Annotated in this window: 21 protein-coding genes and 2 tRNA genes; 16 read left to right on the top strand and 7 right to left on the bottom strand. The window is 69.4% G+C overall.

The genetic code is table 11. The features are described from left to right. Positions 1-89 precede the first annotated feature (89 nt). Positions 90-941, top strand: a complete 852-nt coding sequence (locus HRC28_RS18790) for a hypothetical protein (protein ID WP_182376943.1) — start codon at positions 90-92, stop codon at positions 939-941. A gap of 72 nt (positions 942-1,013) precedes the next feature. Beyond that, on the top strand, positions 1,014-2,264 hold the full coding sequence (locus tag HRC28_RS18785) for a deoxyguanosinetriphosphate triphosphohydrolase (RefSeq protein WP_182376942.1): 1,251 nt from the start codon (positions 1,014-1,016) through the stop codon (positions 2,262-2,264). Between the two features lie 313 nt (positions 2,265-2,577). Here HRC28_RS18785 and HRC28_RS18780 read toward each other — a convergent pair whose 3' ends face one another. Then, positions 2,578-3,510, bottom strand: a complete 933-nt coding sequence (locus tag HRC28_RS18780) for a choice-of-anchor P family protein (protein WP_182376941.1) — start codon at positions 3,508-3,510, stop codon at positions 2,578-2,580. Between the two features lie 54 nt (positions 3,511-3,564). Beyond that, on the bottom strand, positions 3,565-4,380 hold the full coding sequence (locus HRC28_RS18775; protein ID WP_182376940.1) for a L,D-transpeptidase: 816 nt from the start codon (positions 4,378-4,380) through the stop codon (positions 3,565-3,567). A 185-nt stretch (positions 4,381-4,565) separates the two neighbouring features. Here HRC28_RS18775 and dnaG point away from each other — a divergent pair, with 185 nt between their 5' ends. From dnaG to HRC28_RS18755, 4 genes are all read left to right on the top strand, one after another. Beyond that, the gene (gene dnaG, locus HRC28_RS18770) at positions 4,566-6,464 is read left to right on the top strand and encodes a DNA primase (RefSeq protein WP_182376939.1); all 1,899 of its coding nucleotides are present in this window, start codon (positions 4,566-4,568) and stop codon (positions 6,462-6,464) included. Further along, a complete protein-coding gene (locus HRC28_RS18765) occupies positions 6,461-6,973 on the top strand; it encodes a hypothetical protein (RefSeq protein WP_182376938.1) in 513 nt (170 codons plus the stop codon). The genes dnaG and HRC28_RS18765 overlap by 4 nt, the downstream gene beginning before the upstream one ends. A gap of 84 nt (positions 6,974-7,057) precedes the next feature. Then, positions 7,058-7,133 (top strand) — tRNA-Asn (locus HRC28_RS18760). Between the two features lie 164 nt (positions 7,134-7,297). Beyond that, positions 7,298-9,049: a sulfatase gene (locus HRC28_RS18755; RefSeq protein ID WP_182376937.1), complete on the top strand. Its 1,752-nt coding sequence runs from the start codon at positions 7,298-7,300 to the stop codon at positions 9,047-9,049. 6 nt (positions 9,050-9,055) lie between these two features. Here HRC28_RS18755 and HRC28_RS18750 read toward each other — a convergent pair whose 3' ends face one another. Further along, on the bottom strand, positions 9,056-9,352 hold the full coding sequence (locus tag HRC28_RS18750; RefSeq protein ID WP_182376936.1) for a hypothetical protein: 297 nt from the start codon (positions 9,350-9,352) through the stop codon (positions 9,056-9,058). 125 nt (positions 9,353-9,477) lie between these two features. Between HRC28_RS18750 and HRC28_RS18745 the strand changes: the two genes are divergently transcribed. The 9 genes from HRC28_RS18745 (at position 9,478) to HRC28_RS18705 (ending at position 20,546) form a co-directional block, all read left to right on the top strand. Continuing rightward, the gene (locus HRC28_RS18745) at positions 9,478-10,194 is read left to right on the top strand and encodes a response regulator transcription factor (RefSeq protein ID WP_182376935.1); all 717 of its coding nucleotides are present in this window, start codon (positions 9,478-9,480) and stop codon (positions 10,192-10,194) included. After that, positions 10,194-11,624: a HAMP domain-containing sensor histidine kinase gene (locus tag HRC28_RS18740; protein WP_182376934.1), complete on the top strand. Its 1,431-nt coding sequence runs from the start codon at positions 10,194-10,196 to the stop codon at positions 11,622-11,624. The genes HRC28_RS18745 and HRC28_RS18740 overlap by 1 nt, the downstream gene beginning before the upstream one ends. 159 nt (positions 11,625-11,783) lie before the next feature. Then, positions 11,784-13,706: a hypothetical protein gene (locus tag HRC28_RS18735; protein ID WP_182376933.1), complete on the top strand. Its 1,923-nt coding sequence runs from the start codon at positions 11,784-11,786 to the stop codon at positions 13,704-13,706. A 132-nt stretch (positions 13,707-13,838) separates the two neighbouring features. Beyond that, positions 13,839-15,026 carry an efflux RND transporter periplasmic adaptor subunit gene (locus HRC28_RS18730; RefSeq protein ID WP_182376932.1) on the top strand — a complete coding sequence of 396 codons (1,188 nt, stop codon included), beginning with the start codon at positions 13,839-13,841 and terminating at the stop codon, positions 15,024-15,026. Then, on the top strand, positions 15,023-15,733 hold the full coding sequence (locus HRC28_RS18725; protein ID WP_272902640.1) for an ABC transporter ATP-binding protein: 711 nt from the start codon (positions 15,023-15,025) through the stop codon (positions 15,731-15,733). The genes HRC28_RS18730 and HRC28_RS18725 overlap by 4 nt, the downstream gene beginning before the upstream one ends. Further along, positions 15,730-16,956 (top strand): ABC transporter permease, encoded by a 1,227-nt coding sequence (locus HRC28_RS18720; protein WP_182376931.1) that lies wholly within the window; start codon positions 15,730-15,732, stop codon positions 16,954-16,956. The genes HRC28_RS18725 and HRC28_RS18720 overlap by 4 nt, the downstream gene beginning before the upstream one ends. 44 nt (positions 16,957-17,000) lie before the next feature. Continuing rightward, complete coding sequence (locus HRC28_RS18715; protein ID WP_182376930.1) at positions 17,001-17,822, top strand: DUF5666 domain-containing protein; 822 nt, start codon at positions 17,001-17,003, stop codon at positions 17,820-17,822. Between the two features lie 14 nt (positions 17,823-17,836). Then, positions 17,837-19,474 (top strand): biotin/lipoyl-binding protein, encoded by a 1,638-nt coding sequence (locus HRC28_RS18710; RefSeq protein ID WP_182376929.1) that lies wholly within the window; start codon positions 17,837-17,839, stop codon positions 19,472-19,474. A 70-nt stretch (positions 19,475-19,544) separates the two neighbouring features. After that, positions 19,545-20,546 carry a phosphotransferase gene (locus tag HRC28_RS18705; RefSeq protein WP_182376928.1) on the top strand — a complete coding sequence of 334 codons (1,002 nt, stop codon included), beginning with the start codon at positions 19,545-19,547 and terminating at the stop codon, positions 20,544-20,546. Here HRC28_RS18705 and HRC28_RS18700 read toward each other — a convergent pair. Continuing rightward, complete coding sequence (locus tag HRC28_RS18700) at positions 20,536-21,411, bottom strand: alcohol dehydrogenase catalytic domain-containing protein (protein ID WP_182376927.1); 876 nt, start codon at positions 21,409-21,411, stop codon at positions 20,536-20,538. The genes HRC28_RS18705 and HRC28_RS18700 overlap by 11 nt on opposite strands. A 97-nt stretch (positions 21,412-21,508) precedes the next feature. Here HRC28_RS18700 and HRC28_RS18695 point away from each other — a divergent pair, with 97 nt between their 5' ends. Beyond that, complete coding sequence (locus HRC28_RS18695; protein WP_182376926.1) at positions 21,509-21,913, top strand: helix-turn-helix domain-containing protein; 405 nt, start codon at positions 21,509-21,511, stop codon at positions 21,911-21,913. Here the strand turns inward: HRC28_RS18695 and HRC28_RS18690 are convergent. The 3 genes from HRC28_RS18690 to HRC28_RS18680 all read right to left on the bottom strand — a co-directional run bounded on the left by HRC28_RS18690 (position 21,888) and on the right by HRC28_RS18680 (position 23,722). Continuing rightward, on the bottom strand, positions 21,888-22,223 hold the full coding sequence (locus HRC28_RS18690) for a YnfA family protein (protein ID WP_182376925.1): 336 nt from the start codon (positions 22,221-22,223) through the stop codon (positions 21,888-21,890). The two genes, HRC28_RS18695 and HRC28_RS18690, sit on opposite strands and share 26 nt — an antisense overlap. 85 nt (positions 22,224-22,308) lie before the next feature. Beyond that, positions 22,309-23,535, bottom strand: coding sequence for an IS481 family transposase (locus HRC28_RS18685; protein WP_182376924.1), 1,227 nt, complete (start codon positions 23,533-23,535; stop codon positions 22,309-22,311). 113 nt (positions 23,536-23,648) lie between these two features. Continuing rightward, a tRNA-Ile gene (locus HRC28_RS18680) sits at positions 23,649-23,722 on the bottom strand. Positions 23,723-23,741 lie beyond the last annotated feature (19 nt).

Below are 23,741 nucleotides of genomic sequence, written 5' to 3'. Positions count from 1 at the left end.
CGGCAATTACCTATGCTTCACTCGATTGATACGCCTGACCCGGCAACGAGTCAGGCGTCGTCATGTCCGCAACAGCAAAGGATCAGCGCGTGGCAAACAGCCACAAGCGGGAAACCGCGCGACGTAAGCCCCGAGCCGCAGCATTTGCCGGCTCGCTGGCAGTTCTGGCGACTGGAGCAGTCGTCACCGCTGGAGTACTCGGAAGCTCCCCGACGCCCGACAACACCGACGTCATCGCCGTGGACCGCACGATTGCCGCCAACTCGGTCAGTGCAGCCCGTGAGCTCCCCGTCCTTTCCCGTAACAGTCCGCGTGGGGACGCAGCCTCGAGCCAACTGGCCCGGCTGCTCGCCGCTGACGCCGTTGCGAAGGCCATCAAGAACGCAGACACCCGCCGCTGGACGACCGCCCCGCTGAACCTGTGGGCCCGGCCGGACAAGAAGGCCAAGAACGTCGGCGAGCTGGAAGAGGGCGAGAAGGTCCTCCTCACTGGCCGCAAGTACGACGGTCGCTCCGAGATCGTCGTCGACGGCAAGGCCCGCTGGGTCACCTCCGGCTACTTCAGCAAGGAGAAGCCCCCGGCCCTGGGTGGCGACTGCACCAACGGCACCTCGGTGCCGGGTGGGGTGAGCCCGAACATCAAGAAGGTCCACGCGGCCGTCTGTGCGAACTTCCCCGAGATCTCCGTCTACGGCACGTTCCGTGGCGACGGTGAGCACTCGCAGGGTCTCGCCGTCGACATCATGGTGTCCGGTGGTCGTGGCTGGGAGGTCGCCGAGTTCGTTCGCGCGAACTACGCCGCCCTCGGCGTCAACTACCTCATCTACTCGCAGAAGATCTGGTCGCTCGACCGGGCGGGCGAGGGATGGCGTGGGATGTCGAACCGTGGTTCGGCCACCGCGAACCACTACGACCACGTGCACGTCACGGTTTACCGCTGATTCAGCGCTTTGCCACGAAGGTCCGGACAGTCGTCCGGGCCTTCGTGCTTTTCAGGGGCTAGTCTCCGCCACGTGGACGAGGTCGAGCAGCGGTACGACGCGCAGGCGCGGGAGCGCATCGTGCCCGAGCCGCCGAAGCGGGTGGAGGCGCCGGAGCGACTGGCGTTCGAGCGGGATCGGGCGCGGGTGGTCCACGCTGCGTCGTTCCGCCGACTGGCGGCCAAGACCCAGGTCGTCGGACCGCAGAGCGACGACTTCGTCCGCAACCGGCTGACGCACAGCCTCGAGGTCGCCCAGATCGCACGCGACCTGTCGCGTGCCCTCGGAACGCATCCCGACATCACCGAGACCGCGGCCCTGGCCCACGACCTCGGGCACCCTCCGTTCGGACACAACGGCGAACGGGCGCTCGCCGAACTGGCGGTCGACTGCGGCGGTTTCGAGGGCAACGCCCAGACGTTGCGGCTGCTGACGCGACTCGAGGCGAAGACCGCCGACGCTGCGGGGGAGTCGGCGGGACTCAACCTCACCCGGGCCACCCTCGACGCGTGCACCAAGTACCCCTGGGGCCGCAGCGAGGCACCGGCGAGCGCCGCCGGCAAGTTCGGTGTGTACGACGACGACCGGCCCGCGTTCGAATGGGCACGGGCGGCAGCGCCGGCCGGACGGCGCTGCGTCGAGGCACAGGTGATGGACCTCGCCGACGACGTCGCGTACTCGGTCCACGACGTCGAGGACGGCACGGTCGCCGGGAAGCTCGACCTGACCCGGCTCGACACGGCAGCGGTCTGGCCGACCGTGCGCTCGTGGTACCTGCCCGACGCGACCGATGACCGGCTCGATGAGGTGCTCGTGGGTCTGCGATCGGTCGGTAGTTGGCCGCAGGCGTCGTACGACGGGCGACGGGGGAGCCTCGCGGCGTTGAAGAACCTGACCAGCGACCTGATCGGGCGGTTCTGCGGGGCCGTGCAGCAGGCCACCTTCGCCGCCTCTGAGGGCCCGTTCGTCCGCTACGCCGCCGACCTGGTCGTCCCGGAGGACACCTGGCTCGAGATCAGCGTGCTCAAGGGCATCGCTGCGCACTACGTCATGCAGGACGCCACCCGGATGGCGCTCCAGGTCCGGCAGCGCGAACTGCTCACCGAACTCGTCACGCTCCTGCTCGAGCGCGACGGTGACGACCTGGACGAGTCGTTCGCCAGTGACTGGGCCGTGGCGGCCGATGACGCTGCCCGGACCCGGGTCGTGATCGACCAGGTGGCCTCGCTCACCGACGCCAGTGCCGTCGCCTGGCACCACCGCCTGGTCAAGGTCGTCGAGTAGCCCGAGCCGCCAGGCGAGTTCCAAGGTCGTCGAGTAGCCCGAGCCGCCAGGCGAGGGCGTATCGAGACGCGGCGAGATGCTGCAGCGACTCGGCCCACGTGACCGACCGGATCTCGATACGCGCGTCGCGACCTCGTGCCTCGGCCGCGGCGCTACTCGATCTCCCCGTCTGAGCCGTTGCTCTTCTCGTTCCTCGAAGCGCAACGGACCGGTGAAAAACGACCAACCGGCCGGAGCTCGTGGCTCCGGCCGGTCAGATTGCCGACAAATGATGTGCCGAGAAGGGTGACCCGTCAGGGTCGGTTGGCCAGGATCAGCCGGTGACCGGGACGTGCGACTCGATCGGGGTCGGGCTCGGCGCGTCGCTCGGGTCGTCGGTCTCCTCGTCGCCACTGACCTGGCCGCAGGTGGCCGAGGCAACCGTCAGTTGGATCTGGCCGAGCAGTTCGAGGTACAGGCCGTCGACGGTGAAGGTGCCGTCGGCGTTGTTCGTCTGCCGGTTGGCGACGATCTTCACGACGCCCGGGATCTCGACGGTGCCGTTCGGCTCGGTCGGGATGGTCAGGGGCAGGCCGAGGGCCGTTGCGTTGCCGACGAGGTCGAGGTCGCCGGTCTTGCCGGTGCAGGACGCCACGACAGCGGGAAGCTGAACGAGCGCGGTCTCGCCGGCGAGCACGTCGCACAGGCCGCCGAGCTGCAGGCCGGTGAGGTTGGTCAGGTCGATCGCACCGAGCAGGCCGAGGTCGATCGGCGAGTCAGCGGTCGAGTCGGCGATCGTGTCAAGGAGGGTCTGGAGCCCCGGCAGAAGGGTGTTCTGCAGCGCCTCGTCGAGCGGCCCGGTGACGGCTCCGAGGCCATCGGTGAGCGTGGTGCAGGCAGCACCGAGCTGGGTGGTGAGGTCAGCAGGCAGCATGGCGAGCAGGCCGTCGCCGACGCCGAGGCCGGTGACGTTGGCCGACGCTGCGCCGTTCTGTGCGCTGACCTGGACGACACCGCCGGACAGCAGCGGGTTGAGCGCGTCGGCGTCGATGAGCTCGTCGGTGACGTTCGCGCCGGTGGTCGAGACGACCGAGGGCATCTTGTCGATCGCGGCCGTGCCGGCAATGACCAGCTCGAGGCCGAACGCCGAGGACGGCTGTCCGGCAGCAACGGCGGTGCCGCCACCGCCGAGCAGGGCGAGCGAGGCGCCTCCGCCGACCAGCACGAGGGCGCTGGCCACTGAGGCCAGGGTCCGTGTCTTCTTCATGGGGATTCCCTTCATCTTCATCATTTGTAGGCAGTTCATGGTGTCACGGGTAGGTCAGGTCTTGTCGACGATCACGGGAGTTCCGGTCGGGACGGTTCGGAGCAGGGCGAGGGCCTCGTCGGGCACCCGCACACATCCGTGGCTCACGGCCTTGCCGAAGACGGACGGGTCCGTCCATCCGTGCAGGGCCACCGTGCCGGGGCCCCCGCCGTAGGAATCGAGTGTCGCGCTGTGGCTGCCGAGGGGCAGGATCACCGGCGAGAACGGCTGCTTGTCGTCGATGATCTGGCCGAGCACGAAGGTGCGGCCCGTCGGTGTCGGTGTCGCATCGGCGCCGATGGCCACCGGCCAGGAGCCGACCGGCTCGTTGTTCTTGAAGATCTCGAGTGTGCGGTTGCCGAGGTGCACCTTGATCAGGAAGCGACTGTGGGCCTCGGCCAACTCCGACGAACGGATCCATCCGGTCGAGTCGTTCGGCTTCGACGGCAACATCACCTGCACCCAGTCGCGGTTGCGGGTGATGACCGGAAGCCAGGTGTCGCCGAACTGGCGCGGTCCGATCTTCGCGAACGGCTTGCCGTCCGGGGCGTCGTACAAGGCCACGACCCGCTTGGGGTGCACGACCGTCCCCTTGGGGATGCCCTTCGGTCGCGGGTCCTTCGGGGCGGCCTTGATCGTGGTCTTCGTGGAACTGAGCGGGAGCTTCTTCAGATCGACCGGCGCAGACACGGGGGCGGTCTTCTTCGGCGAGGTTCCCTGGTCGCCGTCGCTGTCGCCCCGGCCGAACGCGAGGTACCCCGAGATCACCAGGATCACGACGATCAACGGCACAGGCCAGGACGCGCCAGAGCGCGCAGCCGTCTGCCCCATCGTCGGTCCCTCCCCGATTCTTCATCCCACAACCCCTGCTCGCGGTTCTCTCTCCCACAGAGACAACGAGCATGGTGCGACCGAGGTCACGCTCGCGAGGATAGCGTGACGTGGCTCTCTTCTTGTTCTCGGGTTCCTGTGGATGGACGTCACGCGCCCCACCGGCCGTCAGTAGGATCGGACACATGGTCGGACGGATTCGTGACGAGGACATCGCCGCGGTCCGTGAACGGGCGCGGATCGACGAGGTCGTGGGCTCCTACGTCACGCTCCGCAACGCGGGTGGCGGATCGCAGAAGGGGCTGTGCCCGTTCCATGACGAGAAGTCCCCGTCGTTCCACGTCACGCCCAGCCGCAACTTCTTCCACTGCTTCGGCTGCCAGGAAGGCGGCGACGTCTTCACCTTCCTGATGAAGATCGACGGGCTGAGCTTCAGTGAGGCCGTCGAGCGGATGGCGGACAAGTACGGCGTCCAGCTCCGCCGGGACGAGTCGGGCACCGATGATCGCCCCAAGGGGCCGCAGCGTCGTCGCCTGATCGAGGCCCATGCTGTGGCCGCGGAGTTCTACGCCGAGCAACTCGGCACCCCGGAAGCGATCGCCGCTCGCCAGTTCCTGGACCAGCGCGGCTTCGACCAGGCTTCGGCCCTCACCTTCGGAACCGGCTTCGCGCCGCGGGACGGCGAGGCCTTGTGGCGCCACCTCAGTGGGCGCAAGTTCACCGCGGAGGAGGCGATTGCCGCGGGTCTCGTGGCGATGGGGCGCTCGCTCTACGACAAGTTCCGCGGCCGGCTGCTCTGGCCCATCCGCGAATCGACCGGCGACACCATCGGCTTCGGCGCCCGCCGGATCTTCGAGGACGACCGGATCGAGGCGAAGTACCTCAACACGGGCGAGACCGCGATCTACAAGAAGAGCCACGTGCTCTACGGCATCGACCTCGCCCGCCGCGAGATTGCCCGCACGTCCCAGGCGGTGATCGTCGAGGGCTACACCGACGTGATGGCCTGCCATCTCGCCGGCGTCGGCACCGCCGTCGCCACCTGCGGTACGGCGTTCGGTGATGACCACGCCCGCGTGCTGCGTCGCTTCCTGGACGACCACGAGCAGTTCCGCAGCGAGGTCGTGTTCACCTTCGACGGCGACGAGGCCGGCCAGAAGGCCGCGTTGAAGACGTTCGCGGGGGATCAGCGCTTCGTGTCCCAGACGTACGTCGCGGTGGCGCCCGAGGGCATGGACCCCTGTGACCTGCGGATGAAGCACGGTGATGCCGCCGTCCGCGAGCTGATCGCGACGCGACGCCCGCTGTACCGCTTCGTCCTGGAGAATGTCGTCAGTCGCTACGACCTCGATCGCGCCGATGGCCGGATCGACGCGGTCCGCGCTGCCGCCAAGCTCGTCGCGTCCGTCCGGGACCAGTCGAAGGTCACCGCGTTCGCACAGGAGGTGTCGCGGATGATCGGGTCCGAGGTCGACACCAACCGCGTCCTGGCCGAGGTGCGGCGTGCCGCCGCCCGCGGCCCCGAGCCCACCGTGACCCGCGAGCGCAGCGGCGCCCAGCCAACGCCCGAGACTGCGCCGCCGCCGCGGGCCTCCTACCCGGATCTTCGCGACCCCAGGTTCAGCATCGAGCGGGAAACGCTCAAGTTGGTGCTGCAGCACCCGATCGCGATCGGTCGTACGACGGCCGACATTGGCGCCAACGACTTCAGTCACCCGACGTACCGCGCGGTGTGGGAACTCATCGCCGGTGCCGGCGGCACCGTCGTCGGGCAGGGGGATCCGGCGTGGGTGTCGCACATCCGCGAGGCATCGACCGACCCGTCGGTGTCCTCGGCTGTGAGCGCGCTGGCTGTGGAGCCGATTCCGGCGACGCGCGAGGTCGACGCCGGCTATGTCGCCCACCACGTGCACCGGTTGCAGGAGCTGACCGCGCTGCGCCGCATCGACGAGGTCAAGACCCGGCTCCAGCGCACGAACCCGGTGGACCACGCGGCCGACTACAACAAGATGTTCGGCGAGCTGGCCGCCCTTGAGCAGCATCGCCGGATGCTGCGCGAGAAGATCGTGACGTCGAGTACGTGAAGTTCCCGACCCTGCCGCCGTTGCCGTCCCGACGACCTTCGATCGAGGTCGGTCCGGGGGAGCGGCTGCTGGCCTGGGCCGACGTGCCCCATCCGCGCCCCGGCGGGCCAACGGCTGTCGGCGGCACCCGCGACGCGCTGTACCTGCCCGGCCGACTGCCCTGGGAACAGGTCGCCAGCGCCGACTGGGACCAGCAGGAGTCCACCCTGCGCGTGGTCGAGGTGGGCCGGTTCGGTCAGCCGAGTCCGGTGCACGTGGTGCGGCTGGACGATGCCGGTCGGCTCCTCCAACTCGTGAGGGAGCGGGTCACGGCGAGTATCGCCGTCCAGCGACACGTCCCGGTGGAGGGTCGCAAGTCGGTCCGGGTCCTTGCCCGACGGGCTCCGGGCGCCCGCGGGGAGCTGGCCTGGTTCGTCGAGTACGACGAAGGGCTGGACCCGTCCGACCCCCGGGTCGACGCCGTCGTACAGGAAGCACTGGCCGCTGCTCGCAGCGACGTGGGCCACTGACGGGGTCTCGATTTCTGGCGCGCGGCAGGGGCTTGCTAGTGTTTCCCCGCTGCCCGGCACCTGTGGGTGCGCGCGCAGATGTGATCCCCCGTAGCTCAACTGGCAGAGCATGCGACTGTTAATCGCAGGGTTATTGGTTCGAGTCCAATCGGGGGAGCCAGAGGAACCCGTCGACACGTGATGTCGACGGGTTTCGTCGTCTCGGGCTCTGGTCCACGACACGCCACTGCGGGGCTGGCTCTGACCTCATCTACAAAGATGATAAAGTTAGTGCAGATTCAGTTCGAGGTGCGTCTCGGTGGCGCGGAATGAGGGAGTACGCGCGTGGAGACGTCGATCGTGAAGGCGTGGTTCAGGGTCGTCGTTGTCGGTGTCATCGTGGCGCTCGTGGGCAGCCTCGTGGTCGTCGCACTGATCCACGCCCCGGGGAGTGGTGCTGGCAAGGACCCAGTTGTCGAGCCCGTCGTCGCAGGCCCCGTGGCCACGGCTGCTGCCGACGAGCCGGCCCGCCCCGTGGCCTTCCCGAAGCAGCCCAACGTCGTCCTGGTCATGGCCGACGACATGCGGGTCGATGACCTCGCGTTCGCGCCGAACCTGCGCAAGCTGATCGCCGAGCACGGCGTCACCTTCGAGAACTCGTTTGCGCCTTTCCCGCTGTGCTGCCCGAGTCGCGCGTCGTTCCTGACGGGGCAGTACGCGCACAACCACAAGGTCTTCTGGCACGACCCGCCCTACGGCTACGGCGCCTTCGACGACTCGAAGACGATCGCCACCTCGCTGCAGGCCGCCGGTTACCGCACCGGCCTGATCGGCAAGTACCTCAACCGGTACGGCCTGGCCCGGTCGAAGGTCACCGGCGAGCCGTCGGCGAGGTACGTCCCGAACGGCTGGGACGACTGGCGGGGAGCCATCGAACCGCCGGGTGAGTCCGACGTCCACGGCAGCACCTACGACTACATGGACACGCCGTTCAACGTGAACGGCACCATCGACAACAACTATCGCGGCGTCTACCAGAGCGACGTCATCGGAGACATGTCGGTGGACATGGCGCGCCGGTTCGCCAAGGCGCGCGATCCGTTCTTCATGTACGTCAACTACGTCGCACCCCATCACGGCGGACCGAACCCCGCGGACGAGCCGGTCGACATCAAGGACGAGGCCGGCCACGAGGTCAGCCTGGCCACCCCCGCGGTTCCGGACTGGGTGCGGGGCAAGTTCGACGACCTGATCGACCGCGGATCGGGCGTGGCGAAGACCGGCGAGGCGATCGAGACCGACGTCAGCGACAAGCCGCCGGCTCTGCGCAAGCGCATCCAGCCGCTCGGCGACGAGGCGAAGGGCGCCCTGCTCGACGTCACCCGCCGACGGGCGGAGGCGATCTACGTGATGGACCGCAACATCGCCCGCCTGGTGGCCGAGTTGCAGCGGTCCGGCGCGTGGGAGGAGACCGTCTTCGCCTTCACGTCCGACAACGGAATGCTCCTGGGCGAGCACGGACTGGGCATGACCAAGGTCCGCGCCCACGAGCCCTCGCTCCGGGTGCCGATGCTGGTCACCGGCCCGGGCCTGCGCACCGAGCAGAAGCGGTACGACCCGATCTCGACCGTCGACCTGACGGCGACGATCCTCGACGTCGCCGACGCGAAGCCGTCGCACAAGCCCGATGGCGTGAGCCGCGCCGACTCGCTGTTGTACGGCGACCAGGGCTGGTCAACGCCCGTCGTCACCGAAGCCGTCTTCACGTCGCGGGGCACGGACCCGGCGTTCCTCGACATGCGCAGCACCATCGGGATCCGGGTGAGTCGCTACTCCTACACGCGCTACAACGACGGCGCCACCGAGCTCTACGACCTGGTCGAGGACCCGCGTGAGGACCAGAACGTCGCCGACGATCCTCGGTACGCCGACGCGCGGGCCGCGCTGGACGAACTGTGGCCCCGGGTCAAGGACTGCCGGGGGAAGGCATGTGCGCCCGATCTCGATCGCGTGCTGACGGCCGACCCGAAGCTGAACGCGTCGAACACCGACGCCTACTGGGACGAGATCGTCGCGGCGTACGGCTGGGGCAAGTAGCCGGACTCAGCTCGACGACGTCGCGTTGTCCTGGGGCATGTTCTGCCCGCCACTCGGTCCCCCCGGCCCCGGGAAGTTGCCGCGGTCGCCCGGCCGCTCGATCCGTTCGTGGCGGCCCGGCCGGTCGTCGTCGTGACCGAACACCAGGGTGCCGAGCACGCCGGCTCCCGCGCCGAGGATGACCGACGCGAGGGCGACGGCCAGCACGGCCCGGAACTGGAAAAGGCGATCGCGCCAGCGCGGGGCCGGCGGTTCGGGATCGGGCGTCGGCGCGGGCTGGTCCGGGGTGTTCTCGTTGTCCATGCGCTCACCGTGGTCGCCGGTGCTGTGAGCCGACTGTGACCGCGCGATGAGGGACCGATGTGATCCTTGTGGATCCCACAAGGCCCTCACAGGAAAGACACAGATTGGTGGCACAGTCTGATGTCATGACCGAAACCGCCACCCGCCCCGACGGCACCCCGCTGCGTGCCCTGGTCGTCGATGACGAGATCAACATCGCCGAACTCGTCGCGATGGCGCTGCGCTACGAGGGCTGGGCCGTCGAGACCGCCCACACCGGTGGTGAGGCCGTGGCCGCCGTGCGCGGACAGAGCCCCGACGTCGTCGTACTCGACATGATGTTGCCGGACTTCGACGGCATGGAGGTGCTGCGCCGGATCCGCGCGGACGATCCGTCGGTGCCCGTGCTGTTCCTGACTGCCCGGGACGCTGTGGAGGACCGTGTGGCCGGGCTGACCGCCGGCGGCGACGACTACGTCACCAAGCCGTTCTCGCTCGAGGAACTGGTGGCGCGGCTGCGTGCGCTGGTCCGACGTGCCGGTGCGGCCGTCGAGCAGGACCGTTCGACGCTGGTGGTCGGCGACCTGCTGATGGACGAGGACAGCCGCGAGGTCACGCGTGCCGGTGAGCAGATCTCGCTGACCGCGACCGAGTTCGAGCTGCTGCGGTACCTGATGCGCAACCCGCGCCGGGTGCTGAGCAAGGCGCAGATCCTCGACCGCGTCTGGAACTACGACTTCGGCGGCCAGGCCAATGTCGTCGAGCTCTACATCTCCTATCTGCGCAAGAAGATCGACGCCGGCCGTGAGCCGATGATCCACACCATGCGTGGTGCGGGGTACGTCCTGAAGCCGGCGGCCTGATGGGCTTCGCGTGGCCGCGTTCGCTCACGTCGCGGCTGGTCGTCACGGCCGTCGCGCTGGTCGCGGTGGTCTCGCTCCTCATCGGCACGGTCACCACGATCGGCATGCGGGCGTGGCTCACCGACCGGTTGGACGGCGACGTGCGCTCCGCACTGATGCGCGTCACCCGGGTCGCCGACGACCTCCCGGCGCCGGGCCCGATCGGTGGTGCGCCCGGGCCTGGTGGCGGCTTCTTCAGGGAAGTCGGGATGGTCACCGCGGCCTACTCTGCGGCGGGGGAGCAGACCGGATCGGTCGTCCTGGACGGCTCCGGTGGCCGCGTGAACCAGGTGGCGCTCGACGAGGACGCGCTCGCGGCCCTCAAGCAAGCAACGAACGGACACGCACAGACGATCGACGTGCCGGGAGTCGGCAGTTACCGCGTGCTCGCGACCCGGCTGAGCGACGACACGACCGTCGTCGTGGGCCTGCCCACCGACGACGTCGACGAAGCGACCATGTCGCTGGTGCGGTGGGAGCTGGTGCTTGCCCTGCTCGGCATCCTCGCCGCCGCCCTCGCCGGCTCTGCCGTCGTACGACGACAATTGCGCCCCTTGCGCGAGGTGGCTGCCACGGCGCACGCCGTGGCAGCGCTGCCACTCGATTCCGGCGACATCGGCGTGACCGAGCGGGTGCCCGAGCACCTGACCGACGTACGCACAGAGGCCGGCCAGGTGGGTGCGGCCCTCAACCAGTTGCTGGCCCATGTCGAGTCGTCGCTCTCTGCGCGGCACCGCAGCGAGCTGCAGGTGCGGCAGTTCGTCGCGGATGCCTCGCACGAACTGCGGACGCCGCTGACCACGATCGCCGGCTACACCGAGTTGGCGCGCCGTCGCGGTGATGTCGAGACCTCGACGATGGCGTTGGCCAAGGTCGAGGAGGAGGCTGCCCGGATGACGGCCCTGGTGGAGGACCTGCTGCTGCTCGCCCGACTCGACGCCGGTCGTCCGCTGGCTGTCGAGAACGTTGACCTGACCCGATTGCTGCTCGAGGCCGTCGACGACGCCCGCGTCGTCGCGCCCGGTCATCGCTGGCAGATCGTGCTGCCCGACGACGGTGAGCCGATCGAAGTGACCGGCGACGAGCACCGGCTGCACCAGGTCGTGACCAACTTGCTGACGAATGCCCGCAAGTACACCCCGGCCGGCACGACGGTGACCGTCACCGTGCGGCACGGTGGTTTCGACGTCCACGACGACGGCCCGGGGTTCCCGCCGGACCTTGCCGCGACGGCGTTCGAGCGCTTCACCCGCGGGGATGCGTCCCGTCACCGGTCCGACGGCATCGGGCTGGGCCTGGCCCTCGTGCAGGCGATCGTGGCGGCACACGGCGGCACGGTCGAACTGGCAACGGAACCGGGCAGCACGAGGGTGTCCGTCCGCCTGCGCTGACGATCATCCGGGCGGCCGGTTACGCCTCGGTTGACCATCGGAAACGAGGGCATCGAGTTTGTGTGATCCACGCCACCTGGATGAGACAGGTGCGCCAATGTGTCCTCGTCAGAGCCATGCCCCCCAGGCTCTCGGGGCCTCCTGCTCCCAGGAGACAACATGTCCAAGCACCGCCGGCGTCGTCAGGCGCCCACCCCCCACTCACCACGCCGGTTCGCCGGCATCGCCCTCACCACGGCGCTCCTCGCAGCGCTGACGGCATCCGTGCTCCCGGCCGAGGCTGGGACGACGGTCGTCACGCCGACCGAGGTCGGAAGTCCCCCCGTCGTCCGCGACAGCACGGTCAACGTGGTGGTCGACCGCGCCGCCATGAACTACACCCGCTCGAGCGCTTCGGCCAACTTCACCCAGTCGTCGCTCGCGGCGGTTGCCCTGGGCGGCTGCCGGGGTGACAACCCCGCTGGGACCAACAACTCCCCGCGGACCCAGGTGACGGTCACCGACCCGGACGGCACTGTCGTGCTCACCACGCTGTCGCAGGTGCGCGACCTCTCGTTCGGCGGCTTCCTCACCAACCCGGCCAACCAGCCGTTGGCCACGCAGCCGGCGCCGGGCAACACCAACTACCGCGGCGGGGCCCCCAACAGCGGCGGCGGCTTCTCGGCCACCGTGAACCTCGCCGGCAAGCCGGCGGGGGTCTACACGGTGACGACCACCGAGACCAACATGGTCAAGACCGGCTTCGGTGCCTGCACCGTCGGTACGCCGGCTTCGGTCGGCACGGCCTTCGGCAACACCTTCGTCGCGGGCCCGAAGGTCTCGACGCAGACCTTTGAGTACCGGCCGTGGACCGTCCAGTTCAAGGACGTGTTCGGGAACGGCAGCGTCCGGGCCAACATCGAGCCCGCGGAGTACCAGTACGTCGTGGACACCGCCACGTCGCCGGTCACGGCGAACGCGCCGACCCCCGGTGGCCCGACTCAGCAGTTCTACGGCTTCGACGGCGCCTTTGCGTTGCCTTCGGACCCGGCTGACTGTGTCGCCGACCCGTCCACGTGCCTTCCGGACGTCGCCGCACCTTGTGTGCCGTCCACGGGCTGCACCCCGCGGGTGATGCTGATCAACCGTCCGACGACGGAGACCAGCACCGACGCTCTGGTCGGTGTGTTCGATCTGGACACCAAGGCGTTCATCGCGTACGCGTCGCTCAACGGCAAGACGCGCACCCTGATGTCACTCGGCACGGTCAATGACGCGTTCTACCACGACCTCCTCACCAAGCTGTCGACCAGCGCGGCGGCCCAGGGCCTCGACCTGGGCTCGATCCTCGCGACCGAGGTGAGCGTCGGCAACGGTCAGAAGAAGGTGTCCCTCAGCCTCCTCAACGGGCTGCAGATCGACCCGAGCAGCTCCCCGGGTGGTGTCCAGATCACGACTGACGCAACGGTTCAGGCCGGCGTGATCCTGGACATCTACTCCTCGCTGCGGCTCACCGGCGGCGCGTGTCTCGCCAACAGTGCCGACTCGAGCACGGAGCCGAATCGGTACACCCGCAACGAGAACAACGGCTACACCGTGACCAAGTCCGACCTGCTGCCGGAGGTCCCCGCCGTGGGCCCGCTCGGCGTTCTCGTGGGTGGACCGCTCTACCACATCACGGGCAAGTTCAACTCGGACGCACTGGTCAACACGGCCACCGCGGCGATCGGGGTCGACACGGCTGCTGGAAACCCCAACGGCCTCCCGGTGTGGATCTCGCCGTTCCTCGGTGGCATCCACACGGCCACGCCGAAGACGATGGACTTCCTCGGCACCGGAACGTGGTCGGCGAGCGAGTCGCCGGTCCTCGCCGGTTGCCTGGTCGTCGACTTCCTGCTCGGGACGGGCGTGGCGGTCTACAACAACCCGCTCCCGGTTGGCTTCGGCACCATCTTCGACCCGCTGGCGACACCGAGCCCGGCTGCTGAGCAGCTCACGGACGCGGTGAACGACGCTGTCGACCAGGTCGTGGGTCAGGCCAGTGCCAACCCGACGGTCAGCGGCCTGCTGGCCCAGGTGACGGCGCTGTTGCCGCTCGGCTGATCACCAGGCCGGGCCGAGTGGGGCAACGCCCCACCCGGCCCGGTTCTCGGCTTTTCCGGTGGCGTGCGGCTCACAGCACCCGCACAGGCGCACCTGAGTGACCGCACAGTCCGCGCTGTGAAGGTCGGGCTCGTGAAACGACTGCTCCAGCGCGTGCGCCCACCGTGGCGCCGCCCCCGCCGACTCGTGCTCGTCCTCACCGCGCTCGTCGTGCTCTCGGGCGCCGCCGGAGCCTGGCTGCTCCTTCGCGACGATGCGCCGGCCGCCGCTGCGTCGAGTACCGCAACGGTCGCGACGCAGACATTCAAGGAGACGGTGACGGCCAGCGGGACGGTGGCCGCGGCGACCACCGCTGACCTGTCGTTCCCCGTCAGCGGCACCGTCACTGACGTCTTCGTCGAGCCAGGGGACCAGGTCCGCAAGGGCCAGAAGCTGGCCGCCATCGACGACACCGTCCTGCAGGCCGAACTGGCCGCCGCGGAGAGTTCGCTCGATGCTGCGCAGACGGCGCAGTCCGAACACCTCTCCGATGGTTCCTCCGACGAGCAGACAGCAGCTGACGAGGCGGCCGTGGTGGCCGCCGAGTCGAGCCTGGCCCAGGCCGAGGAGGCGGCCGCGGACGCCGTACTCCGCTCGACGACGGCTGGCACCGTGACGGCCGTTGGCCTCGAGGTCGACGACACGGTCGGCAGCACGGGCGGTGCCGGTGGCAACACCGACACGTCCGACACCTCCACCGGCACCATCACCGTGGTCTCCACGGGACGCTTCGTGGTCGAGGCGTCGGTCGCGAGCGGCGACGTCGAGAAGGTGTCCAACGGTCTCCAGGCCGAGGTCACCGTCAGCGGCATCGATGGGACGGTCTACGGCACCGTGCAGGAAGTCGGACTCGTCGCCGAGACGGACTCGAACGGTGCCGCCGTCTTCCCCGTGACCATCGCGATCACCGACGCGCGCGACGACCTGTTCGCCGGTACGTCGGCCGACCTCTCCGTCATCGTCAGCCAGCGCGCTGACGTGCTGGCGGTGGACAGCCGGGCCGTGCAGAACGACGGCGACATGACGTACGTCGACAAGGTCACCGACGCAGCCACGGGCGCGTCCACGCGGACCGAGATCGAGATCGGCGAGGCGAACGGCATGGCGACCGAGGTCATCTCCGGACTCGTCGCCGGCGACGTCGTCGTGGTGCCCGGCTTCACCGGCCCCGGCGGCGGTGGCGGCAACCAGGAACTGCAGGAACGCATGCAGCAGCGCATGGAGCAGGGTGGCCAGATGCCGCCCGGCGGCTTCATCCAGGGTCCCGGCGGCGGCCAGTGAGTGCGCTGATCGAACTCGACGGTGTCCGCAAGACCTACCGCTCCGGATCGGTCGAGTTCGAGGCACTGCGGGGGATCGACATCACCGTCGCGACGGGGGAGTACGTCGCCGTGATCGGGCCGTCCGGTTCCGGCAAGTCGACGCTGATGAACATCCGCGGGTGCCTCGACGTGCCGACCGAGGGGCACTACGTCCTGGCGGGGGATGACACCTCGCAGCTCGACGAGGCGGCGCTGGCAACCATCCGCAATCGACGGATCGGCTTCGTGTTCCAGCAGTTCCACCTGCTCGCATCGATGCCGGCTTGGCGCAACGTCGAGCTGCCGCTCATCTACGCAGGAGTGCCGCGTGCGGAGCGGCGCGAACGGGCCGAGGCCGCCCTGGCGCGGGTCGGGCTCGCCGACCGGCTGGCCAACCGGCCCGGCGAACTGTCGGGTGGCCAGCAACAGCGGGTCGCCGTCGCGCGCGCCCTGGTCACCGAACCGGACCTGCTGCTCGCCGACGAACCGACAGGCAACCTCGATTCCGCCTCCACCCGCGACGTGCTCGGGCTGTTCGACGAACTCCATGACGCTGGCCGCACGATCGTGCTGATCACCCACGAGCCCGATGTGGCCGCCCGTGCGGGTCGCAACCTGGTCATCGACGACGGGCTCATCACCAGCGACGGCGTCCGCTCCACCCTCCGCGGAGTGGGTGTGCGATGAGCTGGTGGGAAACCGTCCGGTCCGGCCTGGCCGCCATCCGGTCGCACCGGCTGCGCTCGGCCCTCACCGTCCTCGGCATCGTCATCGGCATCTCGTCGGTGATTCTCACCGTCGGCCTCGGGCAGGGCGCGCAACGCGAGGTCGAGGACCAGATCGACGCGCTCGGCTCCAACCTGCTGATCGTCTCCCCGGGCAGCAGCACCAGCAGTTCGGGCATGCGCGGCGGCTTCGGCTCGGCCTCGACCCTCACCTTCGCCGACGCCACCGCGATCGCTGACTCCGACGTCGTGCCCGACGCTGCGGCCGTCGCACCCGCGACCACGAGCTCCGTCGCGCTGGTCAACGGCAGCACCAACTGGACGACCTCGCTGGTGGGTACGTCGACGGCGTGGCCCCAGGTACGCAGCAGGGAGCTCTCGGCGGGCCGGTTCTTCACGGCTGCCGAAGCCGAACAGGGCGCAGCGGTCGTCGTACTCGGGCCGGACACGGCGTCGGAACTGTTCGGACGACTGAGCCCGGTCGGTCAGCAGGTGACCGTCAACGGCACCCGGCTGACGGTGATCGGGGTGCTCACGTCGTCCGGTGCATCGGCGAGCGGCACCAGCGAGGACGACCTCGCCGTCGTCCCGGTGGCGACCTCCAGCAGGCTCACCGGCAGCACCGCCGACACCGTCTCGACCATCTACGTGGAGGCGGCCAACGAGTACGTCCTGTCGGCGGCCTACCAGGAAGTGCAGGCCCTGCTGGCGAACCGGCACGGCGTGACGACGGCCGAGGCGGACTTCTCGATCGCGACCCAGGCGTCGCTGGTCGAGACGGCGAACGAGACCAACCGGACCTTCACCGTGCTGCTCGGCGGCGTGGCCGGCATCTCGCTGCTCGTCGGCGGCATCGGTGTCATGAACATCATGCTCGTCTCCGTCACCGAACGCGTGCGCGAGATCGGCTTGCGCAAGGCGCTCGGTGCCGCGCCCCGCGTGATCCGGCGCCAGTTCCTCGTCGAGGCGTCGCTGCTCGGACTGACCGGTGGTGTGGTCGGAGTGCTGATCGGCGTGGTCGGAGCCCAGGTGCTGCCGCACTTCATCGACCAGGCCGTCGCGATCTCCGCGGTCGCCACCATCGCGGCCCTCGCCACCGCCCTCGCCCTGGGCGTCGGCTTCGGCGTCTATCCGGCGACCCGGGCCGCACGGCTCACCCCCATCGACGCACTCCGTAGCGAGTGAGCACCGTGATTGATCTCCGAACTCCGCAGAAGAAAGCGACGCCCATGTCCCTGAACTCCCTTGCCCTCCCGCTGCGACCGATCGGTGCGCTGGCGACCGGAGTCGCCCTCGCGGCGTTGCTGGCCGGTTGCGGGGGAGACGACGCGGCCGCCGATCCCGCGGCAGGCGTGACCACCGACGCCGCCGGCAACGCACCATCCGGTGCGCCTGCGGGTGGACCCGGTGGGATGCCGGGCACGTCCGGCGAGATCGCTGCCGTCAGTGGCGACACACTGCAGGTCCGCAGCCAGTTGGCCGGCCAGGTCGCCGTCACGGTCACCGACGCAACGACGGTCACCGACCAGGCGGCCGGAACGCTGGCTGACGTCGCGACCGGCGTGTGTGTCGTCGTACGAAGTGCCGCGTCAGCGGACGCGTCGGCGACCGAGAGCGCTGCGCCGACCGAGATCGATGCAGCGATGGTGTCGATCGTGGCCGCGGGTGACGACGGGTGCGAAGCCGGCGGCATGTTCGGCGGCGGTCCGGGCGGCGGTGAACGTCCCTCCGGCATGCCCACCGATCTCCCGAGCGACCTGCCCACCGATCGTCCGTCGGGAATGCCCGGCGGGGGCCGGATGGGCGGGTTCGGTGCCAACGGTGAGGTCACCTCGGTGACAGCCACCGGGTTCGTCGTCAAGGGGAACGACGGCGAGGTGTCGGTGACGGTCGGGACCGACACCACGTACACGAAGCAGGTCGCCTCGGACGCGACTGCACTGACGGTCGGCCGCTGCGTTCGCGTCGACGGCGATGCTGACGACGCCGGCGCAGTGACGGCCAGGACGATCCAGGTCAGTGACGCGGTGAACGACCAGTGTGGGCGTTGATTCGGACCCGCCGCGTGGCGCTGCCCCTGGCAGCGCTCGCCCTGGCGGGCACAGGAATGGCCGCGTACGGCGCCGTGGCTGACGAAGCGGCGCAGTACCGGACCGTCGCGGCCGGGGTCGGCGACGTCGACCAGGTGCTGAGCCTGACCGGCGTGATCGAGTCCAGCGGCCGGTCCGACCTGGCCTTCGGTACCAGCGGCACGGTCGCCAAGGTGCCAGTCGCCCAGGGTGATGCGGTCGAGAAGGGTGATGTGATCGCGGTCCTGGACCGGTCCGCACTCCGGGCAGCGGTTGATCGGGCGAAGTCGGATCTTGCGAAGGCGAAGGCACAACTCGCTGACGACCTCGACGCGCAGACCAGCGCGGTGTCGACGGCGACCGCGTCGATGACCGACACGTCCTCGGCATCGACGCCGGCCAGGAAGTCGGCGCAACCTGCGGATGAACGCGGTTCGTCCGAGCCCGGCAATGCCGCCCTGCTCGCCCAGTTGCGCGCGCAGCAGGAAGCCGTGATCGCTGCCCAGAAGGCAGCGAGCGTTGCGCTCGCCACGGGTGCCGAAGCGCTGGCGACCCAGGAGCAGGTGTGCGCGGAGACCGAGACACCTGTCGAGCCGACGGACTCCGCGACGGAGGGCTCCAGTGAGGGGCCCGCGGACGACCCGGGTACGTCGAGCGGCGTCAGCGACGAGTGCCAGGCGGCGCTGGCTGCGGTGCAGTCGGCCCAAGCCGCGACCGCGACCGCACTGTTGGCGCTCCAGACTGCGCTCGAGACACTCGGCGGGACGCTGACCACGGCGCTCGGCGCGGTGGCGACGCCGGACCAGCGCGACGCAGGCGCCGACGAAAGTGCCGATGCGAGCGCCGCGGCGACCGAGGGCGACAACAGCGGCTCGTCGGACGGGCAGGCCGGACCCACCGTGACGGCCGCGACGCTGGCGCAGGACCAGGCCTCGATCGACCGCTCTGCGGCCGAGCTCGCTTCGGCTCGGGCCAGCCTGCGTGCGGCCGTGGTCCGGGCGCCCGCGGCCGGCAAGGTGGTGTCCCTCGCGGTCGCGTCCGGTGACGCGATCTCCAGCGGCGACACCGTCGCGATCCTCGTGGCACCCGGCCTCACCACCGTGTCCCTCGCGGTCACCGCCACCCAGGCGGCTCAACTGACGGTCGGCACCGAGGTCGACGTCACGCCTGCCGGTGCGAGCGAGGCGTTGAAGGGTTCGATCACCCGCGTCGAGAACATCCCGGTCAGCTCGACGTCCGAGGAGGACCCGACCTACGGCGTCGAGGTGACTCTCGACGAGCGCGACCTCTCCCTGCCCGACGGCATCCCCGCTTCGGTGGCCGTCGTCGTGGGGAGTGCCAACGACGTCGTCACCGTGCCAGCGTCCGCGGTCGTCGACGGCACGGTGACCGTGATGACGGCCGGTCAGCCCCAGCGAACCCGCGTGACGACCGGAATCGTCGGCAGCACCGAGGTCGAGATCGTCGAGGGGCTCGATGCCGGCGCAGAGGTCGTGCTGGCGGACCTCGGCGCCGATCTGCCGTCGGCCGACACCGAGGACCAGGGCGGCGACCGCATCCAGTTCGGAGGCGGCGGCCCGGGCGGCAACTTCACGGGCGGCGGGCCGCCTGGCGGCGTGCTGCCCGGCAGGTGACCGGCGACTCGCGACAGCCACAGAGCGCAAACCGGTGGCGTCCGGCGTCGGCGTGGGTCACGCTGCGCTGGTGAGCACGTGGACGAGCGCCGTGTGGGGAACCGAGGAGTTCCTTGCCGAGTTGTGCGCGTTCATCGGTGCTGCGGTCGGCGTTCCTGACCGGGTCGAGCGCCTGGCTGACCGGCCCTGGTCGGCGGTCTGGCGCGTCACGGCAGGCGGCAGGACGTCGTACGCGAAGCAGAACTGTCCGGGCCAGGCCCACGAGGCAAGGATCGTCCAGGGCCTCGCGCAGGTGGCGCCCGAGTACGTCGCCCCGGTGCTCGCCGCTGACCCCGAGCGGGACCTGTTGCTGACCGGTGACCTCGGCCCCACCCTGCGCGAGCAGGGGCGCCCGACCGACGTGGATCAGTGGTGTCGGCTGGTCGCCGATGCGGCTGTCCTGCAGCGCCGTGCGACCGCGACGGCCGACAGCTGGGGTCTCGCCGTGCTTGCTCCCGCGGACGCGACGACGTACGTCGCGAATGCGGTGGGCCGACTGGCTGCGCTGGAGGCCGGTGACCCGCGCCGACTCGAACCCGCCATGGCCGCGCGACTCCAGGCCCTGCTGCCCTCGGTCGAACGGTGGGCGGACGTGGTCGAGGAGGTCGACCTGCCGTTCACGCTCGTCCACAACGACCTGCACCCGTCCAACGTGGTGCTGACCGACGGCACCACGCGGTTCTTCGACTTCGGCGACGCGGTCCTGGGTGAGCCCCTGGGCAACCTGCTCGTGCCCCTGGACACCGCCCGCGACGAACTCCACGCGACGCCGGACGACCCGCGACTCTGTCGGATCGCCGACGCGGCGCTCGAAGTGTGGAGCGACGTCGTGCCCATCACCGCGCTGCGCGCGGCTCTGCCGTCCGCGCTCCAGTTGGCCCGGCTCGCCCGGGTGGAGTCCTGGCGTCGGTGCGTGGCGACCATGACGGCCGACCAACGCGCGGTCTGGGGTTCCGCCCCGGCGGCGTGGCTCACCACACTGCTGGAGGTCTCGCCCGTGGGAACGGCACCGCGGTCACGCGTCAGGGGATGAGGAGCCAGCGGCCTCGCGACCCCGTGCCTGCCCCGGCTGCGTCGTAGGCGTCTCCCGCGTCGGACAGTGAGGAGCGCCCAGCGATGCGCGTGGTGACCGCGCCGTCGGCCGCGAGCGGCAGCAGGTCGGCCAGGGCGTCGCCGTCCGGGACCACCTGCACCGTGCTGATCGCGATGCCGCGCTCCGACGGCTGCGGTTGTCCGGGCTTGAACCCGACGTACCGTCCGCCGTCGCGGACCACCGCGAGCGCGGGGGCGTGCAGCGCAGCGGCATCGAGCACGGCGTCGTACGTCCCCGACAAGGACGTGATCACGCTGCCGGACGCCACCTGTCCCTCGGTCCCGGGCCGTACCAGCGACGTGACCGACCAGCCCTCACGTTGCGCGAGCTCGATCAGCCAACCGCCGATGGCGCCGGCTGCTCCCGTCACCAGCAGGCTGCCGCGGTCCGGGCCGAGCAGGTCGAGCGACTGACGTGCGGTCAGGGCGCTCAACGTCACCGCTGCGGCGACGTCCAGCTCCAGTCCTACCGGTACGACGGCCACGGCCGTGGCAGCCACGACGACCTCCTCGGCGTGCGCGCGAGCGGGTGCTGTGATGTCGTCATGGAGTCCCGCGACCCGGTCACCGACGGCGATGCCGTCGACTTCGGCGCCGACCTCGGTCACGGTGCCGCTGAAGTCGAAACCCAGGCCCACCTCGTCCGGCAGGCCGAGCTCGGCCCCGTGGGCGGAAACGAATGCGTCGAAGTAGGTGAAGCCCGCGGCCGCGACCGCGACGCGGACCTGGCCGTCGGTGAGTTCGGCCCCAGCGACGTCAGCGAACTGGGGCTTGTGGGAGCCGCGCTGGGCAATGAGTGCCTTCATGATTCCTCCTGGTGTGGGTTGTCCACCCAGTGTTGGAGAGTTACTCTCCATTGGGAAGTAGGCACTTTGAAGTCGGCACCGCACCCGGAGGTACGTCATGGCCACCCAACAGGTCGAGCACCCGTACGACGCGTTCAACGCGAACTGTCCCAGCCGGAGGCTGCTCGACACGATCGGCGACAAGTGGGCCAGCCTCGCGATCGTGGCACTCGGCCTGGAGGGGCCGTTGCGCTACACCGAGCTCTCGAACCGGATTGCCGGCGTCAGCCAGAAGATGCTGACCCAGACCCTCCGCAACCTCGAGCGAGACGGACTGCTGACCCGCACCGTCACCCCCTCTGTCCCGGTGCGCACCGACTACGAGCTCACTCCGCTGGGCCATTCACTGCTCGTCACGATCAGCCACCTCAAGGACTGGGCCGAGGAGCACATGGGCGAGGTGGACAGCGCCCGGGCGTCGTACGACGCGCGGGACGCTACGCCCCGCGCGGTGCGTACATGATCACGGCGACCCCGACCAGGCAGATCAGCGCACCCGCGACGTCGTACCGATCGGGACGGAAGCCGTCCACGACCATGCCCCAGGTGAGCGACCCGGCCACGAACACCCCGCCGTACGCGGCCAGGATCCTGCCGAAGTGGGCGTCGGGCTGGAGCGTGGCGACGAACCCGTAGATGCCGAGCGCGATCACGCCGGCACCGATCCAGACCCAGCCCTTGTGCTCGCGTACGCCCTGCCACACGAGCCACGCCCCGCCGATCTCGGCGAGCGCGGCGGCCGCGAAGAGCGCCAGTGACCGCACGGTGTCCATGCGTGCATGGTTCCAGAGAACCTGCGGTGGGGCTGAACAGCTTCGGTTGATGGGTGACAGATCAATGTCGGTTGATCGTTGACACTCAGTCTTGAACTTTACGGCGGCGTTGGCCGCCGGGGACTTGGGCTCGTTTGACTCTCACCTCCCCTGTGTTGGTCCGGGCTTGGGTGCGCAGGAGGTGGTCGCCGTCGTAGAACTGCAAGACGTCGTCGGTGACCCAGACGTCGATGTTGCGACCTGCGGCTGCGACGCCGAGACAGACTTGTTGCCAGTTCACGCAGACCACGCCGAGCTTGCTGGCGCGCCGCGCTACCCAGGTCCCCTCACCGCGTCCGGTGTCGGGATGACCGGATTCCCTGGTCGTTCGGGTCGGACGGATCGTGATGGCCGGTGCGACCTGCTCACGGAAGAACCGCGACGAGGGGGTGGCCATGTCGAGTGCCTGATGTGGCCGGTTGGCGTTGTAGTCAGCGACCCACTCGTCCAGTTCGCCTTGGGCTTGCTCGAGGCTGGCAAAGGTCCGGTCGGTACGGAACTCGGTGCGCAACGCGCGGTGGAACCTCTCGATCTTCCCTGTGGTCGTGGGGGAGCGTGGCTGGGTCAGACGGTGGGTGATCCCGTTCTCGCGACAGATCCGGTCAAAGAGCACCTCGACCGGCGGCCGGTTGAACCGGCCGGTGAAGACCTTCCCGTTGTCGGTGAGGATCTCCTCAGGAACTCCGTAGGTGCGCAGGGCTAGGGCCAGGCCGTCGCACACCCGTTGGGAGGACTCGCGCAGCATCAAGAACGCGCTGACACAGAACCGGGAGTGGTCATCGACCCCGGTCAGTGCCTTTGCCCGGCGGCCATCGGCCAGCGCGAAGCCGCCGACCACGTCCATCTGCCACAGCTCCATCGGCTTGCCGCGTTCCCACCGTTTCCACTTCCGGTCCCGCGGACGTCGGGCGGCCGGGTCGATCAGCGACATCCGGACCAGTGCCCGGTAGACCGCTGAGGCAGAGGGCAGCGGTTCCACGTCCCTCTTGTCGAGTTCGTAGACCAGCCGTTTGGGTCCCCAGGTTGGATGCAAGCGCCGTAGTTCGGCGATGGCGACCTCGACGACTCCTGGCATCTGATGTGGGCATGACCTGGGTCGGTGCGAGGCATCGCCGAGGTTCTCCAGCCCGCCGGCTTCGTACTTGCCCAGCCAGGCATGCAGTGTCTGCCGCGAGACCCCGAACCGGGCCGCGACGTCCTTGACCGTTTCGCCGTCGCTGATCACTGCCAGCACGGCCTGATAACGCTGTTCAGCCACACTCATCTCCCGCATTCCGGGAGTGTCAAGCCTCAACCGGAGCAGCCGTCAAGCATCAGCCGAACATGTGTAAGGCCTCAGCCGAAGGCGAACTGTCAACCTTCAACCGATGCAACACAAACCTGCGGTGGGGCGGGTGGGGCTCGAACCCACGACCCAAGGATTATGAGTCCTCTGCTCTGACCGACTGAGCTACCGCCCCAAGGTGCGGCATCACCCTA

The organism is Nocardioides sp. WS12 (assembly GCF_014108865.1).
In the GTDB taxonomy this organism is placed as follows: domain Bacteria; phylum Actinomycetota; class Actinomycetes; order Propionibacteriales; family Nocardioidaceae; genus Nocardioides.
This window is presented reverse-complemented; position numbering and strand designations above follow the sequence as displayed.

Coding starts and splice junctions, on each gene's coding strand:
- HRC28_RS18740 (WP_182376934.1), top strand. CDS start 10,194: ATGGGCTTCGCGTGGCCGCGTTCGCTCACGTCGCGGCTGGTCGTCACG.
- dnaG (WP_182376939.1), top strand. CDS start 4,566: ATGGTCGGACGGATTCGTGACGAGGACATCGCCGCGGTCCGTGAACGG.
- HRC28_RS18695 (WP_182376926.1), top strand. CDS start 21,509: ATGGCCACCCAACAGGTCGAGCACCCGTACGACGCGTTCAACGCGAAC.
- HRC28_RS18720 (WP_182376931.1), top strand. CDS start 15,730: ATGAGCTGGTGGGAAACCGTCCGGTCCGGCCTGGCCGCCATCCGGTCG.
- HRC28_RS18745 (WP_182376935.1), top strand. CDS start 9,478: ATGACCGAAACCGCCACCCGCCCCGACGGCACCCCGCTGCGTGCCCTG.
- HRC28_RS18735 (WP_182376933.1), top strand. CDS start 11,784: ATGTCCAAGCACCGCCGGCGTCGTCAGGCGCCCACCCCCCACTCACCA.
- HRC28_RS18775 (WP_182376940.1), bottom strand. CDS start 4,380: ATGGGGCAGACGGCTGCGCGCTCTGGCGCGTCCTGGCCTGTGCCGTTG.
- HRC28_RS18750 (WP_182376936.1), bottom strand. CDS start 9,352: ATGGACAACGAGAACACCCCGGACCAGCCCGCGCCGACGCCCGATCCC.
- HRC28_RS18715 (WP_182376930.1), top strand. CDS start 17,001: ATGTCCCTGAACTCCCTTGCCCTCCCGCTGCGACCGATCGGTGCGCTG.
- HRC28_RS18700 (WP_182376927.1), bottom strand. CDS start 21,411: ATGAAGGCACTCATTGCCCAGCGCGGCTCCCACAAGCCCCAGTTCGCT.
- HRC28_RS18780 (WP_182376941.1), bottom strand. CDS start 3,510: ATGAAGAAGACACGGACCCTGGCCTCAGTGGCCAGCGCCCTCGTGCTG.
- HRC28_RS18685 (WP_182376924.1), bottom strand. CDS start 23,535: ATGCGGGAGATGAGTGTGGCTGAACAGCGTTATCAGGCCGTGCTGGCA.
- HRC28_RS18690 (WP_182376925.1), bottom strand. CDS start 22,223: ATGGACACCGTGCGGTCACTGGCGCTCTTCGCGGCCGCCGCGCTCGCC.